The organism is Flavobacterium alvei, from assembly GCF_002920895.1.
Taxonomy (GTDB): domain Bacteria; phylum Bacteroidota; class Bacteroidia; order Flavobacteriales; family Flavobacteriaceae; genus Flavobacterium; species Flavobacterium alvei.
In genome coordinates this window covers 146924-164741 of the sequence record NZ_PQVG01000002.1, presented here as the reverse complement: position 1 = coordinate 164741, position 17818 = coordinate 146924, and the positions used below count along the sequence as shown (strand labels likewise).

At 35.2% G+C, this 17818-nt stretch carries 12 protein-coding genes; 2 read left to right on the top strand and 10 right to left on the bottom strand.

The features are described 5' to 3' along the window. Positions 1-86: 86 nt before the first annotated feature. The 6 genes from C3L50_RS03745 to C3L50_RS03720 all read right to left on the bottom strand — a co-directional run bounded on the left by C3L50_RS03745 (position 87) and on the right by C3L50_RS03720 (position 7547). Positions 87-1364, bottom strand: coding sequence for a phospholipase D-like domain-containing protein (locus C3L50_RS03745; RefSeq protein ID WP_103804805.1), 1278 nt, complete (start codon positions 1362-1364; stop codon positions 87-89). 123 nt (positions 1365-1487) lie between these two features. Further along, complete coding sequence (gene secA / locus C3L50_RS03740; protein WP_103804804.1) at positions 1488-4829, bottom strand: preprotein translocase subunit SecA; 3342 nt, start codon at positions 4827-4829, stop codon at positions 1488-1490. 85 nt (positions 4830-4914) lie between these two features. Beyond that, on the bottom strand, positions 4915-5136 hold the full coding sequence (locus C3L50_RS03735) for a DUF2795 domain-containing protein (RefSeq protein ID WP_007138072.1): 222 nt from the start codon (positions 5134-5136) through the stop codon (positions 4915-4917). A 180-nt stretch (positions 5137-5316) separates the two neighbouring features. Next, a complete protein-coding gene (locus C3L50_RS03730; RefSeq protein ID WP_103804803.1) occupies positions 5317-5886 on the bottom strand; it encodes a cob(I)yrinic acid a,c-diamide adenosyltransferase in 570 nt (189 codons plus the stop codon). Between the two features lie 71 nt (positions 5887-5957). Then, on the bottom strand, positions 5958-6644 hold the full coding sequence (locus C3L50_RS03725) for an ABC transporter ATP-binding protein (RefSeq protein WP_103804802.1): 687 nt from the start codon (positions 6642-6644) through the stop codon (positions 5958-5960). A gap of 123 nt (positions 6645-6767) precedes the next feature. Next, positions 6768-7547 (bottom strand): O-methyltransferase, encoded by a 780-nt coding sequence (locus tag C3L50_RS03720; RefSeq protein ID WP_103804801.1) that lies wholly within the window; start codon positions 7545-7547, stop codon positions 6768-6770. A gap of 204 nt (positions 7548-7751) precedes the next feature. Here C3L50_RS03720 and C3L50_RS03715 point away from each other — a divergent pair, with 204 nt between their 5' ends. After that, positions 7752-9302, top strand: a complete 1551-nt coding sequence (locus C3L50_RS03715; RefSeq protein WP_103804800.1) for an SDR family NAD(P)-dependent oxidoreductase — start codon at positions 7752-7754, stop codon at positions 9300-9302. A 121-nt stretch (positions 9303-9423) separates the two neighbouring features. Here C3L50_RS03715 and C3L50_RS03710 read toward each other — a convergent pair whose 3' ends face one another. Beyond that, positions 9424-10677, bottom strand: a complete 1254-nt coding sequence (locus C3L50_RS03710; protein WP_103804799.1) for a BamA/TamA family outer membrane protein — start codon at positions 10675-10677, stop codon at positions 9424-9426. 228 nt (positions 10678-10905) lie between these two features. Next, positions 10906-11367, bottom strand: coding sequence for an FKBP-type peptidyl-prolyl cis-trans isomerase (locus tag C3L50_RS03705; protein ID WP_103804798.1), 462 nt, complete (start codon positions 11365-11367; stop codon positions 10906-10908). A 234-nt stretch (positions 11368-11601) separates the two neighbouring features. On the opposite strand from C3L50_RS03705, the gene C3L50_RS03700 reads away from it, so the two are divergent. Further along, the gene (locus C3L50_RS03700; RefSeq protein WP_243400332.1) at positions 11602-15081 is read left to right on the top strand and encodes a hypothetical protein; all 3480 of its coding nucleotides are present in this window, start codon (positions 11602-11604) and stop codon (positions 15079-15081) included. 157 nt (positions 15082-15238) lie between these two features. On the opposite strand, the gene C3L50_RS03695 is transcribed toward C3L50_RS03700, so the two are convergent. Both C3L50_RS03695 and C3L50_RS03690 read right to left on the bottom strand, forming a co-directional pair. Further along, on the bottom strand, positions 15239-16672 hold the full coding sequence (locus C3L50_RS03695; protein ID WP_103804797.1) for a glycoside hydrolase family 88 protein: 1434 nt from the start codon (positions 16670-16672) through the stop codon (positions 15239-15241). Between the two features lie 164 nt (positions 16673-16836). Continuing rightward, positions 16837-17790, bottom strand: coding sequence for a Fic family protein (locus tag C3L50_RS03690; protein WP_103804796.1), 954 nt, complete (start codon positions 17788-17790; stop codon positions 16837-16839). Positions 17791-17818 lie beyond the last annotated feature (28 nt).

Sequence of the window (17818 nt, the reverse complement as noted above, 5' to 3'; positions counted from 1 at the left end):
GTCTGATATATTTATTGTTTTAATAAAAATTTTTTGAAATTTTCGAAGAGTTGTTTTTTTTGCAACATACTCTTTCTTATCTTTAATTACCACACGTTATTTTTTTTGAACCAATTTTTAGGTTTGAGTTTTTCGTGTTTTATTTCTTTTAATAATTCTTTGTAAGTGCTATTGTTAGGATCATAAGACAATGCCTTGTTAATGTCAAACAATGCTTTTTCAAAATTATCGGTTATTAAGTACAAAAAAGCTCTTCTAGAATAATCAGAATGATCTTCTTCTTTACCCGCCATTGCTCTTGAATAATATTCAATTGACATTTCGTACTCTGAAATAATACAGCTTATTTCTGCTATTTTTCTGTAGTAATGTTTTCTGTCAATGTCCTGAAATTTTTTTAAAATGGTCAGATAATCTTGAATTGCATTTTCTCCTTGTTTTTTCAGAAAATCTATTAGTGAATAATTGGATTCATTTTCATTAATATTTTCTTGTACTAAATATATATTTCCATTGTCTGGTAAGAATGAACTAAATGAAATTGCTCTATTTTCATAATAAAGTAGTTTCTCATCAATTAATATTGCAGAACTATAATCTTCAATAGCTTTATTAACTTCTTTTAGTTTATCATAAGCAACTCCTCTATTATTATATGCAGCTGAGGAGTTGGGATAATGTTCTAAATATTCGCTATAATTTTCAATAGTAGCTTTATTATCTCCAACTTCTGATTGGCAATATGCTAAATCAAAAAGTATGTTTTTGTCTTCGTTGTTAATCTTTAGAGCATTTCTATAATCGTGAATTGCCATTATGTAACTCTCATTTTCTTTTCTTTTTTCTGCCCTTAAAATTAATTCATCATACGAGAGGTCTTTATCTAACTGTATTTTTAGGTTTTCCGAATTTTCTAAATTAAGATATTCAAGGCTTTGATAGGTAGTTTTTGTTAGTTCATTAAATTGAACTAGAAATTGTTTGCTAATGATTTCATCCCGAATGACAGTGATGTTTTCTAGGTTATTACTCGCTTTTCTTGTCCAATTAAATGATCCGTTAATTGTTACTTTTTCATCTATAATACAAAACTTGTTGTGCATTAAATTAATTAAAGAATCAACAAAGTATATGAGTCCTCCATTTTGATAAAGTTGAGAAAAATTCAATCCAGATTTTCGATTAATTTCATCATCATTTAAAATTATTTTTATTCCAATTCCTTTATTTGATAATTGAATTAAATCAGAAAATAATTCGTCATCGGTCAACCAAGCAACTGCTAAATAAACAGAAGTTCTTGATTTTTTAAGTTCTTCTCGAATTTTGGGTTTGATATTATTAAAAAGTACTTCGCTGTCCATTAGTTTTATTTTTAATATATTGTAATACCTGTGTTTAGTATAAACTTAATTTTTTTCTCAAATGTAAAAAAAATCCCCAATTACTTTTTAGCAATTGGGGATGAAATTAAATTTATTTTCTAATTATGAAACGATAACCCAAGTTCCGTTAGCAATCAAACTTTCGGCTTTTTTGTATTTCATTTCTTGTATTTGTCCGTTGGCAACATTTTGAATGGTTACGGTATCGTTGCGATTAATTTTCGGCTGATCACGAACAATAGTCTCTGTCACTTGTCGTTGTTGGGTTTGTCCCGCTTCACGATTGGCGCTTTCGCTGCTAACAATTTCGTCTTTACTTTCTGTGTAGTTTTCTTTTTGACGAACCTGTTTTGCTTCCTGAATCGCTGGAGCTTGTTGTTGGGGCAAATCACCTTTAAACAAGAACGAAATCACTTCTTTGTTCACGCCATTTAGCATAGAACTAAACAAATTGTAGGCTTCGAATTTATAAATAAGCAAAGGATCTTTTTGTTCGTGAACTGCTAGTTGAACCGATTGTTTCAATTCGTCCATTTTGCGTAAATGTTTTTTCCAAGCTTCATCTACAATGGCCAAAGTGATGTTTTTCTCAAAATCGGCAACCAATTGACTTCCTTTTGAATCGTACGCTTTTTTCAAATCAGTAACCACATTCAATGATTTTATTCCATCGGTAAACGGAACAATGATGCGTTCGTATTGGTTGTTTTTATCTTCATAAACATTACTAATGATAGGAAATGCTTCTCTGGCACTACGTTCAGTTTTTTCAGCATAGAATTGAGAAGCGGCTTTATATACTTTTCCAGTCAATTCTATGTCGGTCAATTTATTGAAATCACTTTCAGAAACTGGAGAAGTAATAGAGAAATAACGAATCAATTCGAATTCAAAATTCTTGAAATCATTCGATGCTTTATTTTCGGTCACGATCAAATCGCAAGTGTCATACAACATATTGGCGATATCGAGTTTCAAACGTTCTCCGTGCAATGCGTGACGACGTCGTTTGTAAACCACTTCACGTTGTGCATTCATTACGTCATCATATTCTAACAAACGTTTACGAACTCCAAAATTGTTTTCTTCCACTTTTTTCTGTGCACGTTCGATAGATTTGGTCATCATCGAATGTTGAATCACTTCACCTTCTTGTAATCCCATTCTGTCCATTACTTTGGCCACTCTTTCAGAACCAAACAAACGCATCAAGTTGTCTTCAAGCGAAACATAAAATTGTGAACTTCCTGGATCTCCTTGGCGACCAGCACGACCACGCAACTGACGATCCACACGACGCGAATCGTGACGCTCAGTACCAACAATGGCTAAACCTCCAGCGGCTTTTACTTCGGGAGTCAATTTAATATCGGTTCCACGACCAGCCATATTGGTTGCAATAGTTACTACTCCAGCTTTTCCTGCTTCTTCAACAATTTGGGCTTCTTGTTTGTGCATTTTGGCATTCAAAACGTTGTGGGTAATGCCACGCATTTTCAACATTCGGCTCAATAATTCCGAAATTTCTACTGATGTTGTTCCAATCAAAACGGGTCTTCCTGAGTTGGATAATTCTGTAACATCGTCAATTACAGCATTGAATTTTTCACGAGTAGTTTTATAAATAAAATCTTCTTTGTCTTTTCGCAACATTGGTTTGTTAGTAGGAATCTCTACAACATCCAATTTATAGATTTGCCATAACTCACCAGCTTCAGTTACTGCAGTTCCAGTCATACCGCCTAATTTGCTGTACATTCTGAAATAGTTTTGAAGTGTTACTGTTGCAAATGTTTGAGTAGCATCTTCAATTTTTACACTTTCTTTAGCCTCAATAGCTTGGTGTAGTCCGTCTGAATAACGACGACCATCCATAATACGACCCGTTTGCTCATCGACAATCATAATTTTATTGTCCATAATTACATATTCGACATCTTTTTCGAAAAGCGTATAGGCTTTCAAAAGTTGAGTCAAAGTGTGAATACGCTCGCTTTTTACACCAAAATCTTGGAATAATTTCTCTTTCTCTTCGGCTTCTTTGTCTTTTTCAAGATTTTGCTTTTCGATAATGGCTATTTCCGTTCCAATGTCTGGTAAAACGAAGAAATTGCTGTCGGTATCTCCTGAAAGGAATTTGATTCCGTTATCGGTCAATTCTACCTGATTGTTTTTTTCTTCAATCACAAAATACAATGCTTCATCTACTTTTGGCATTTCGCGATTGTTGTCTTGCATGTATTGGTTTTCGGTTTTTTGAAGCAATTGTTTGATTCCTTCTTCACTCAAAAACTTGATTAATGCTTTGTTTTTAGGCAAGCTTCGGTGCGCTCTCAATAATAAGAAACCACCATCTTTAGTATTGCCTTCTTTGATTAATTTTTTTGCTTCCGACAAAAATCCGTTGGCCAATTGACGCTGTAGGGCAACCAAATTTTCGATTTTTGGTTTCAACTCATTAAATTCGTGACGATCACCTTCTGGAACTGGACCAGAAATAATCAATGGTGTTCTCGCATCATCAATCAAAACCGAATCGACCTCATCGACAATGGCATAATTGTGTTTGCGTTGCACCAAATCATCTGGCGAATGCGCCATATTGTCTCTCAGATAATCGAAACCAAATTCATTATTTGTACCATAGGTAATATCGGCATTATAGGCTTTTTTTCTACCTTCTGAATTGGGTTGGTGGTTGTCGATACAATCTACAGTCAAGCCGTGAAATTCGAAAAGAGGCGCTTTCCAAGTACTATCACGTTTGGCCAAGTAATCATTTACAGTTACCAAATGCACTCCGTTTCCAGTCAAAGCGTTGAGATAAATAGGCAAAGTCGCTACTAATGTTTTTCCTTCACCTGTTTGCATTTCGGCAATTTTACCTTCGTGCAAAACCATTCCTCCAATTAGTTGGACATCATAATGAATCATATCCCAAGTAATTGCTTTACCAGCAGCACTCCAAGAGTTGGCCCAAATAGCATTTTCACCATCAAGAGTTATATACGATTTCGTTGCCGAAAGTTCTCGATCTAATGGTGTTGCAGTGACTTGTATTTGAGTGTTTTCTTTAAAACGTTTGGCAGTTTCTTTAACCACAGCAAAAGCTTCAGGAAGAATTTCCATTAATGTTTTTTCCGAAATTTCGTAAGCTTCTTTTTCTAAAGCATCAATTTCTACATAAATATCTTCTCTTTTGTCGATATCTTCTGTATTTTCGGCTTGTTGCTGCAGTGTTGCGATTTTAGCATCTTTATCGGCTCGAGCTTGTTTTATTTTTTCTTTAAAAGAAGTTGTTCTAGCTCTTAAGTCGTCATTTGATAAAGCGGCCAAAGCAGTTTCGAAAGTTTTAATTTTGGCTAAATAAGGTTGCAAAGCCTTGACATCTTTTTGAGATTTATCACCTACAAAGGCTTTGATAATACTGTTTATGAAACTCATAATGTGTTTTTATTTCTATTTATAAAAGTGCGTAAATTTAACCAAAAAAAAAGCCTCATACGAGACTTTTTTCTTGAGATATTTTTTAATATTCATCCTCATTCCAAAGATAATCTTCGTCAGTAGGATAATCTGGCCAAATTTCTTCCATTGACTCATATATTTCTCCTTCGTCTTCTATAGACTGTAGATTTTCCACTACTTCTAATGGTGCTCCAGCTCTAATCGCGTAGTCAATAAGTTCGTCTTTGTTAGCAGGCCACGGCGCATCACTTAAGTAGGATGCTAATTCTAATGTCCAATACATCTTATGTCTGTTTAGTTTTGTGCAAAAATAAATTTTTTACTGAAAAATACAAGTAAAAAATCATTTATTTTTAATTAAATTTAAGAACGTGTTTTTTTGATTTTTTAAAAGCCGAATTTATTGAAGTTCTTCTTAAAAAGATTTAATATTTTGTTATTTTTTAGATGAATTTAGAAAATATTATTTTCTTGGAATCCATTTTACTTCCTCAGCGTTTAAATCACTCGACAACTTTCGTGCCAAGACAAAAAGGTAGTCAGAAAGTCGGTTTAAGTACCTAATTACGATTTCGGAAACGGGTTCATTATGGTCTAAATGCACTGCTATTCGTTCGGCACGACGGCAAACACAACGAGCAATGTGACAATATGACACAGTAGTATGTCCGCCAGGTAAAACAAAATGAGTCATTGGCTGAAGCGATTCTTCCATAACATCGATTTCGTTTTCTAGTAATTCGATATCGCTGTCTATAATTCCGAGTTTTTGCAAGCGCAATTGGCCGTTTTTCTTCACTTCTTTTTCGGGTGGAGTAGCCAAAATGGCACCAACGGTAAACAATCGATCCTGAACTTCAATGAGTATGTTTTTGTAATGTGAATTGATTTCTTGGTCGCGGATTAATCCAATATAGGAATTTAATTCATCAACGGTGCCGTAACTTTCAATGCGAATATGGTCTTTAGGAACCCGAGTTCCGCCAAAAAGTGCGGTAGTTCCTTTGTCGCCGGTTTTAGTATAAATTTTCATTTTAAGGATTTTAGATTTTAGAGTTCTGATTTTAGATTTGCAATCTGCAGTCTAAAATCTGCAATCTAAAATTATTTAGAAGTGTCGCTTTCAATCATTCCATCACGCATTCTGATGATTCTTTTGGCGTGAGCAGCAATGTCTTCTTCATGGGTTACTACAATAATGGTGTTGCCCTTTTCGTGAATTTCTTGTAAAAGAGCCATAATCTCTTCAGAAGTTTTACTGTCTAAATTTCCTGTAGGTTCATCGGCAAGAATGATGGAAGGTTTGTTGACTAAAGCTCTCGCAATTGCAACTCTTTGTCTTTGACCTCCCGAAAGTTGGTTGGGTTGATGGTCCATTCTGTCGGCTAGATTCACTTGTTTTAAAACTTCGGTTGCTCGAATGTTTCGTTCCGATTTAGAATGCCCAGCATAAATCATGGGCAAGGCCACATTATCAAGCGCAGTTGTTCTTGGCAAAAGGTTGAAGGTTTGAAAAATAAAACCAATTTCCTTGTTGCGAATATCGGCCAATTCATCATCTTGCATTTGGCTCACATCTTTTCCGTTAAGGATATAACTTCCAGAAGTGGGTGTGTCCAAGCATCCCAAAAGATTCATTAAAGTTGATTTTCCAGAACCAGAAGGCCCCATCAAAGCTACATATTCGCCTTTTTCTATTTCTAAATCAATTCCTTTAAGCACATAAACGATTTCGTTTCCTAGAGCAAAATCTCGTTTGATGCTTTCTATTTTTATGAGTGGGTTTGCCATTTATTGGTTTATGGTTAAAGAGTTTAAAATGGTTTAATGCCAAATAGGACTACTAATGTTTAGTAATGTTACAACAAATTTAAATAACTTTAATCTCTTAAACCCTTAAACTTTTAAACTATTTTAAACCCGAATCACAAAATGTTCCTTCGGTTGTTCTTGTCTGAAGAAAATCAATCCCCATTGAAAAGTGTCGATAGTCACGGTTACTTTTGGATTTTTTTTTATAATTTCCCAAGCTTCTTCCATATCGGGAGACCAATGAATGTCATCGAAAATCCAAACAGAGTCATTGGTTATGGTTGGTAAAAGCAATTCAAAATAGTCTAAAGTGGCGCTTTTGGAATGGTTGCCGTCGAAGTAAATAAGGTCGTGGGTTTTGGGTTTTGGTTTTTGGGTTTTGAGGTAGCTTGAAAATTCGGTAGTAATACTTTCTACATTATTAATATTGAAATTTTGCAATTGCAATTGTGCTTGTTTGGCAGTTTGTGAACAGCCTTCGAGTGTTGTGATTTTAGCTTTTGGATTCCCCAAGGCTAGCGCAGAAGTCGCTAATCCTAATGAAGTGCCAATTTCTAAAATGTTTTTAGGTTTGAAATAATTCGTAATTCTAAACAATAATTCAGCACGTTTTGGCGAGATTCCAGCGGTTTTGGCAATCTTATTAATTTGCCTAGTATTGGATTTGAAAACTTTAGAACCAGCACCAAAATCGGTAACTTCAATCGTGTTTTTGTTTGCTAAAAGCGAATTTCTATATTCTTTTAAAACTGCATATTGTGGTTTTGATTTTTTGTCATAAAAGCATTTGGTTATCAAATTAAAAACAAATGGCGAATGCACAGCGTGTTCGTTTTTGGAATGCCAAAGGAATTTAAGATAAGACTGGATTTGGAATAACATATTTTATTACTCAAAGGTTCGCAAACTAAAAACACAAAGATACATGGAGATTTTTTAAAATTTGAAAAACAAAAAATAAACTTTGTGAGGCTTTGCGTTTGCTTTGAGAGTCACTATGAAATAGCTTTTGACTTTGAAAACAATATAACTTTAAACACTATATTTGCAGCCTTGTAATTTTCCTAAAGAAAATGCTTTTTTACAATGGTAAACGAAGAAATAGAAAATAAAACTACAATAAGTTCGGAAGAAATTGACCGATGCATTGCTATTTTGGCACAATTAAATACCGATACTGACCAAATATTCGAAATTCCAAAAGAGCAACGAATTGCTTTAATCAAAGCGGCAGGACAATTTTCACGTCCGGATAGAGATGAATTTGCCAAAAGAAAAAAAGACGGAAAAGCAGTTGCCAAACGCAAACAGGAAAAAAAAGATCGAACGGCTCGCAAGGAAACCGGAATTCGTTCGGCTCGGGAAGCGAGTGTTTTTGTAGCACCCAAATTATTGGCTTCGCACGATTTGGAACACAAAGAACAATTGGAACTCGAAACGCCCAAAAAGTGCTATGTCTGTAAAACAGAATTTACCAAAATGCACCATTTTTATGATACAATGTGCTGCGATTGTGGCGATTTTAATTATGCCAAACGTTTTCAAACCGCCGATGTTAATGGGCAAATAGCCGTGATTACAGGTTCTCGCCTGAAAATTGGTTATCATATTACCTTGATGCTTTTGCGTGGTGGAGCAACTGTCATTGCTACGACTCGTTTTCCTGTCGATTCGGCTTTGCGATTTTCTAAAGAAGACGATTTTAACGAATGGGGACATCGTTTGAAAATTCACGGATTGGATTTAAGGCACATTCCGAGTGTGGAGATTTTTTGTAATTTCATTGAGCAAAAATACGGTCGATTGGATATTTTAATCAATAATGCTGCTCAAACTGTGCGACGACCAGCTGGTTTTTATACCCATTTGATAGAAAATGAAGAGCGTCCTATTGCTTCTTTGCCCCAAAAAGCACAAGAATTATTATTGGATCACACCAATTGTTTGGAGGAGTTGAAAGTTTTGACTTTAGGCGCATCGTCGAATGAAAATATGCCAGTAACTTGGCACGGACCAGAACCTGGAATTGGTTTGCGGGCTTCCGCCAAATTATCACAAATTCCCTATTCGTTTGATAATGCTTTGGTGGCGCAGGAAGTTTTTCCAGAAGGCGAACTCGATGCCGATTTGCAACAAGTCGATTTGCGAAAAGTAAACAGCTGGCGTTTGAAATTAGGACAAATAGAAACGACCGAAATGATTGAAGTGCAGCTAGTAAATTCGGTGGCGCCTTTTGTGTTGTGCAACCGCCTTTCGGAAGTGATGAAAAAGGATCATACTGGCAAAAAACACATCATCAATGTGTCGGCGATGGAAGGGAAGTTTTATCGTGATTTCAAGGAAGACCGTCATCCGCACACCAATATGGCGAAAGCTGCTTTGAATATGTTGACGCACACGGCTGCTGGAACTTTAGCCAAAGACGGAATTTTTATGAATGCTGTCGATACCGGTTGGGTGACCGATGAAGACCCAGCCGAATTGGCCAAGAGAAAACAAGAAGAACAAGATTTTCAACCGCCATTAGATATTGTGGATGGAGCAGCGAGAGTGATGGATCCGTTGTTTGACGGAATCAATTCAGGAAAACATTGGAGCGGAAAGTTTTTGAAGGATTATCGACCGATTGGGTGGTAGAAATCAAAGGTTTTCTCCTAAAATTAGGTTTGTATTAAAAATGTAATTTGTGTTTATTAGTGCAATTTGTGGTTGGAACTTTTAAATGTGATGACTTAAAAAAACAATTCAAATAAATTCTTTAAAACCCCTCGCCATCATTAAAATAGAAGGTTTGAGAATCGCGTCCCATACCATAATTAACTACAAAATTGGTCAGTGTGTTTTTGTCCAACAAGAATCGCAAACCAATGCCAACTGCTGGCTGAATGGATTCGAATAAACTGAGGTTTTTGTTTGCATCGCTGGCTGTTGTGGCATTAGTAAATACAGTTCCGCTAATCATTTGATTTTTGGTGATGGGAAAACGGTATTCGCTTTCAAGAAACATCAAATTATTGCCTCTAAAAAGGCCTTGTATGTATCCTTTTCCGCTTCGACTATTTTGATCCCAACCTATAGCGGGTAGGTTTAAATAAGGCAAATGTCCGCTGGTTACGAATTGACTATAGCCCCAAAAACCAATAACGTGCTGTTTATTCCGTTTACTGATGGGAATAAAATAGCGGCTTTCGAGCAAGAGGGAGGAACTTTTTTGTTGACCTTTAAATAGTTTTGGATTATAACGGTAATTTAAATTCAAATATAGACCGTTGTTTGTGTTTATGAGGTTGTCTCGAGTGTCATAAATTAAATTCATGCTCAAACCATTGACTGCATAATTCTTGTTGCTAAAGCCATATTTCTTTGAATAATTATAATGATAAGTGTATTCTTCTTGGAAGACATCCAAAAGTTTATCATTAATGTTGTTATAACTGTCGATGTGAATTCCTGTGCCAATAAAAAAAGAAGGAAAGATATTGAAAGAGATTGTTTCGTGAAATTTGAAGTAATTATAATTCATTGGTTGTTCAATTGACTTGTAATCAAAGTCTTTGAATTCGGCTCCCCAGGGAACAATGTCAGTTCCTAATCCATAATTGGATTGCGAAAAAATGTAATAACGAAAATCACCACTAAAAAAATAGCGGTCATCATCAAGGTACATATAGTTTTTTAAATAGGTGAGGAGTTGCTTTTTTGTGCTTAAAGAAGCGCCACCCGAAATGAGCGAAATTTTGTTTTCTTCTTTTTCTTTAAAACTATATTGGCTAATGAATCCAAGTGTAAAACCATTAGCGGGTTGATAGCCCAAAGTAGGGAAGGCAATTAATTTGGTTTTGGTTTTTGGTAGTTTAATTTTAAGAGTGTCTTCTTTAGTAAACAAATCAAGAATCGTGCGTAGGGGTTGTTTTTTTTCACCTTCTTCTTGTGAAAAGCTAAGCTGAAAATAGAAAGTGAAAATGAGCAAGAAACAAATAGATTTTGCTTCAAGAATAGTTTTAGTATCCATTTGAAGCTCTATGTTTTATCCAAAATAGTTTGGCAGGTTTTTTCAATCAATTCATTTTTAAAAGGTATAAAAATAGAAAAATTTTTTAATGATTTCGTTTTGTGCCAAAATAAATTTTAGGGCTGCTATTTAATCAAAATGGATTTATTTAGACAAAAAAATACCACAACAAAATAAATTCTGTTGTGGCATTTTATTATAATTTAGAAGAAGGTATAAAAACAATCTTTATTGATTTACTGAAATTAAACTAATTTCGAAAATTAGTACCGAACCTCCAGGAATACCTCGATAGTTATAACTTCCATAACCCAAATGGGCTGGAATCAAAAGCAAACCACTTCCTCCCGGTTTGAAATGTTGAATCCCTTCGGTCCAACCTTTAATAACTTGATTTAATCCAATTGAAATTCCAGCATTAGTGCTTTGGTCAAATATTGTTCCGTTGGTAAATGTACCTTTGTAAGCAACCGTTACATTTGAAGTTGCAGTGGGTTGGGTTCCAGTTCCGGGATTATTAATCACATAATACAAACCACTAGCACTTCTTTGAGCGTTTAATTTATTGAGTGCTATAAAATCGGTAATTTCTTTTTCGTTTTGAGCGGTATAATCAACAATTTGAGCATCGTCTTTAGAGCAAGAAATAAAAAGGGTGAAAAGGAGTAATAGTGGCAATAATTTTTTCATACTTAAAAATGTTTTAAAAAACGCAAATATAATACTATTTGTTATGTTTTTATCAAATTTTTTGGTTGTGAAATCGTTTTAGTGTAATCGATTTCACAAATCGTATTTCTTTGAAAAATAGCCTCTTTTTTTCTTTAATTTTAAGTCGGTTTTCGCCACCTTTGTACGAAATAAAAAATAATAATTTATTATTTATACAGACAGCAACACACATTGACAAATACTATTTTATAAATGACTACAGACAATAAAGTAAATCAGGAAAAAATTAAGCAAAGCAGAAAAGATACTGTTCAATACATCAATCTTCAATTGGCATCACTTGGACAACCCATTTATCGAGATGATGAGAATTCGGCAGAGCCTTTTTGCAATCCCAAATTCCAAACATTGACTAATGGATTAATCAAAAGTTTTCGCGAAAAATCGAGATTATTATCCAATCATCTTTCGCCAGCCGACAACAGAATTCAAAACTTTTTGAACGATTATCTCAAAGATGTACCTTTCAATAAACCTTATGTTTTACCAAATGATACTTTGATTTTAACCCAAAGTGGTCATGCAAGAGAATTGAGTTTGCCACCTAACGGAACCACTTTTGCAAGTGATGATATTACTTCTTATCGCATCAGGCAAGGGATTTTAAATAATCCAGTAAATGACAAGCGAACCACGATAGGTACTTTTCATATTGTAGAAGGCAATTTGCCAGCACCTTTAGATAAAAAAGAAGTTCCTAAAATTGCTTTCGCCTATTTTTTGAATGCTGCTTTCAACCCTTCGGACAAACTGAAATTATTGCCATTTACATCCAATCAAGAAGAAAAAGCCAAATTGATGGTTTCGTTGTTGATGCGACCTATGGTTTGTCCAGAAGTAAAAGGAGTTATTTCTAAAAAGTCGATGGAAGTTCGCTTTTTTGCACCAGGAAGTTTGGTGAGCAACCTTGATTTCGTTGAAGCTATTTTTGGAAACGCAGGCGATCCTTATCTAGCTCAAAATGATGCTGCATTAGACACAGAACATTGGACAGGCCATACAGGCTGTGTGATTCTGGCTCCACAATTGCGTTTGTTGAAGAAAAAAGACATTGGTTTGCCTCATTTTGATGATGCCACAGAGCGTCAAAAAAGGGAAGGAATGTGCTGGAAAGACGAGAACGAATTGTATAACAACGGTGGCGCTTTTAAAGTAACTTGTAGAGACGAAAGAGGCGTAGTGGTCACCATTATTGCCGATAATTATTTTGGATATTCTAAAAAAGAAATTAAAACTCAAATTAGTTATTCGGCTAATTTATTTGGTTTGGTTGAGGAAGAACATTCGGGTGGAGCGATCGCATATCCTAGAGGTGTAATGGGCGATATTGTTGATGGAAGTGCTTTTTCTGAAAAGTTCGGGAATCAATATAATTTTGAAGGTGTTAAAGCTTTTCTAGGCGATAGAATTGAGGTGAAACCAATAAACTATGCAGTAGATAAGAAATATCCAAACTTAGTTTATATTCCAGAGAATGCCTATATCAATACCAATACTAATAGTATTACTTGGACTTTTGATGGCAAGGAGCAAAAACTAATTTTGTCTCCAAATAAAACGTACATTCATCCTACTGGAAATAAATTCAAATTAGAGAAACACAATGCCATTGCGCTTTGGAGAATTGTAAATACTTCGCCAGAGGGTGTTTTTTGCCATAAACCATGTACCGTTTCGGGTGGTGGAAAATCCGAAATTTCTAAATCGATGCAAAATGCCATTACCTATAGTGCTTTTAATATTTTAGATATTGACGAAGATTTCAAAAAAGCTGATGAGATAATCGAATACAATTATTCTAAAAGATGGAAAGATTCTGATCCCTCATTACCACCCTCAAGATCGTTTTTAGATAAAGGAAGAACGCTAGGTTCGGCAGTAAAATTGCTAACTCCTTCAGATAGAAATACTGATGAATACAATGAATTTATCAAAAACATTCCGGTTCACATTCGATCGTTGGTGTTGTTTGTAAAACGTTTGTATCGTCAGGATCACGGAGCTTTGAACTGGAAAGATTGTATGTCAGTTGAAATCATCAATGGAAAAAACGGTACAGGTTTGCAATACAATAACACTCCAGTTGTGGGAAGTTATGTTCGAATTGGTTTCAATCAAAAAGGAACTTGGTTATTGAATAAATTGAGGTCGGATTTTTCGGCTAGTCAAAAAATTCAAATGGAAGATGATATCTCGGCATCCATTACTTTGCCAAGCCATCAGATTAAAAATTTAAATCCAGAATATACTAACCAAAGTTTGAAAGTTGTTGCTAACTGTGAATCGCATTTGTTTCAAAGACCTGACGAAGCTATTGTTCGAGGTTATGACAAAGGTGCTGAATTGGATATTGTATCAGACAATGTGTTTTTGACAAACTATGAATTGTTAAGAAAGAAAGATGCTATCGAAATTTTTGAAGACACTATCAATTTCGACAAATACACCCAACCGGTTAAGGATTTGATTCTAAGGATTGTAAACAGTCCTAATGAAGAGGAATATTTTTCACTGCCTTCACATACAAGAATTGTAGATGGTGAACCCACCAAAAACCCTCGTTATTTAGAGCGCAATATTTTTATAGACGAAACCGAAGCCAGTTATTTAGGCGAAATTGGAGTTCGTTTGTACCGAAAAATAAAATCAGAAGATCCCGTTATCAATGTAGTTAATGCAGTTTTGCCAGGAAGACGCAACAATCCAATCGACAAGAAAGCAGGAATTCGACCGTTGGCGGTTTATAACCCCATTCATTATCAGGAAACTCCTGAATTGTTTATGGATTTTATTTGCAGCCTAACGGGTAAATCACCATCAACAACAGGAGCTGGATCGGAAGGCGCTTTGACCAAAGGCCCATTTAATATGTTGACACCAACATCCGATTTGAATAATGCTTTGTTGTCTCATATTTTGACCGAATCGAATGCGTTTAGCACCGCAGCAGGTTATGTAGGTGGAGAAAATAAAGTAGATCACGACATCAGTCTTTTGATTCCTGAAATCTGGGCACGTTTAGACCCTAAAGATCGTGATCCAAAGGTTTTGATGGCCAATGGTTCATTAGAAAAATTAGAAGATTTCGAGTACCAAGGCAAAAAAGTATTGGCCAGTAGATTAGGGTATAGAATTACGAGTACTTTCTCTTTGAGATGTTTGAATCGCCTATTCGATGAACCCAATGCCGTTTTCAACGAAAAAATGTTGAAACCAGAACTACAAGGAATTGAAGATTATGTAGATGGTATTGCCAATATTGTCGAAGCTCAACAAAAAGTGGCTTTGAGTTATTTTGAAGACGGAAGCATCGAAGCAGCTATTCCGCCATTGAAAATATTATTGCATATGATGGCATATGGTCATTATGAAGGCAAAGAAATGAGCGATCCAGAATTGCGAAGCTATTTCGAAAGAAACTATGTCATCAATAGCGATTGGTACAAAGAAAGATTGCAATTGAAACAACAAAAAGACATTCAGTTTTATACCAATCAAATTAGCTATTTGGAGCAATTTATTTCTAATGCCGAAAACAATCTGTTAGTTGCCGAAATGGATTTGAATATGCGTTTGCAAAACGTAAAAAATATGTTGGCAACGGCCAGTTCTCCTGATTACATCAACAGTTTGGTAGGCACCATCGGAGCTGATCCGTTGTATAAAAAATAATCCAAAAGTTTATCTATAAAAAAAATCGTCTAAGAAGAAATTTTTAGACGATTTTTTTATGGAATTATTTTTTGTCTCGCTAAAAGAGTCCTTGCACGCGAGAGCATCTAACTTGAGATTCCTACGGAATGACAAATAGCAAGAATAAATGATACAACTACTTTTTAATAAACTTCTCAACCATTGTTTTTCCTGCTTTTTCGATGGCGCAAACATAAACTCCCTTTGCCAAGAAAGCGGTATTTATAATAATGTTTTGCTCTGTAGTGGTTTTAGAAATTAAATTTTTGCCATTTAAATCATAAATTTTAATAGTTGTATTGACTGATATATCATCAGTAATAACAATATTTAATTGGCTTTCGTTATGGAAGAGTTGAACGCCATTAGATTTATTATAAGGCTCAGTTCCTAAAGCAGTGTATTCCATCATTGCACTTGCCATTAAAATAGCACAATAGCCGTGCGGATGGGCACTTCCGGGACAAGTTGTTGGAGTTATGGAAGTGTAATTGTTGTAAGTAGCCAGCACTCCCATTGCGGGTGCAAAACTGTTAATTTTGGGTTTGCCGTCGGTATGGGTGGTTACATAAGTTTTCAATCCTGTCCATGCTTTATTTATCACAGGAGTGTAGATAGCACTGTCTATAAGTCCTTTGTTGATGGCTTTTTTCATCGAATAAACATACATTCCACTACCTGTTGTTTCAATCCAGTTACCCACACCTGATGGATTTTGAACCACTTGAAACCAAAGTCCAGTAGTTGGATCTTGGTAGTTTTTCAAACCTTCACAAAGATTTTGCAAAGCCGTTTTCATTTCGGGATAACGCGCGTGATTGGTAGGTAAATATTCCAAAATATCGACCAAAGCCATCATATACCAACCCATTCCGCGGGACCAAACTTGTGAAGAAACACCTGTTGTAGGATTCGACCACGAGTAAGTTGTTTTGTCGTAATTCCAAGCGTGATACACCAATTTGTTGGACGCATTATACACGTGCGAATAAAGAATCATCGTTTGAAAAGCCGCTTCGTCAATGGCGACCGTATCGTTGAAAAGTGCGCCGTATTTTACTAAGAAAGGCGAAGCCATATAAATTCCGTCCACCATCATTACGTTGGTGTAAGAGGAATTATTTTTATGCCAAAAACCATTTTCAGGTGTACGAGGATAAGCTCCTAAACCTGTTTTTAGAAGGTAATCTCGGATGGTAGTCGCGGCAGTTTTGTATTTTAAGGCTCCTGTTTTTTCGTACAGCCACAAACATAAAATACCAGGATGCATATTGTCAAGAGTTTGCGCCAATACCGATGAAACTCCTGTGCCATCTGCGCCAATATAACCATCAACATAAGTTTTGATGTAAGTCAGATAATTAGCATCGTTGGTTTTGTCGTAAATGTCAGCCATTCCTAAAAGTACAATGCTGTTCGAATATTCCCAGCCTTTGCCCGTCATACTGTTAATTCCAGAAGGCCAACGTGAAATAATGGCATTCGAAAATTGCACACCATAATTAGTGGTTTGAGCCGTTGAAAAAAGGGACGGTATTAGTATAAAAGCAAGAAGTAATAGTCTTTTCATTTTTTTAATTTCTTGTTACAAAGAAAGTTAAAAAATGTAATAAATCGCATAGGATTAATACAAATTCAGGAAATTTAGTAGATGGTTATTATAAATTTCTGTCTTTTATACGTGCTTTAATTTCTGCAGTTTTTTTGACTTGGGAACAAGGTTTTCGAAGGACTTTATTTTACACTATATTGTGTTTTGTTTTGAGTTCCAGAACTTTCAAAAAGTTGTAATTCTACTCCTTTTTTTAAATCTCTACTGGCTGTAGCCGATGATAAATCCTTGAAAGTATTCATATAATCTTTTCGAGTAAATTCTTTAATGCCTAGTTTCAAGAAATAGTCCAGTCTGTCAATGTCTTTCAAAACCCTGTTGTTGTAATTCAGTAAATTGCCCAACGATTTATCAATTACCTGAAGCATATATTCTATAAAGAAAGTTGATTTTCCTGATTTGTCGCTCATTGCCAAGGCTTGGTAATATTCATTTTGTGTTTGGCTAATCAGGGTTTCAAAAGGCAAAAACTCAAAAACGGGGTATTCGGACATTAAAATTAAAGTCTGCCACAATCTTCCCATTCTGCCGTTTCCGTCCAGAAAAGGATGAATGAATTCCATTTCATAATGAAAAACGCAGCTTTTTATTAAAGTCAGTTCCTCGGAATCTTTCACATATTCGAATAAGTCTTTCATCAAATACGGAACATTTTCATAAGGAGGCGCAACGTGTTCCACTTTCGACCCTTTCATTATGCCAACACCTTGCTTCCGGTATTTACCCGCACTTTCGATTAAACCTTGCATCAATTCAAGATGCGCTTTCAAGAAACTTTTATCCGAATCCAATTTATAATCTTCCAATTTTTCATAAACTCGAATGGCGTTTAATACTTCCAATACTTCTTTTTCAGGACCAATTACTCTTTTGTTTTCTATTAAAGCGGTAATTTGTTCCTCGGTCAGCGTATTTCCCTCAATTTGCAAAGACGAATGAATGGTTTTGATTCGGTTTTGTTTTCTTAATTGAGGCGATTGTTTCGTGAGATAATTGGCGTTTACTTCTCCAATCTTTTCAGAAATGGCAGTAATCAATTTTAATATTTTGGGACTAATATCGTAAGGCGGTTTCATTGATAGTATCATTTGATAGTATCAAAAG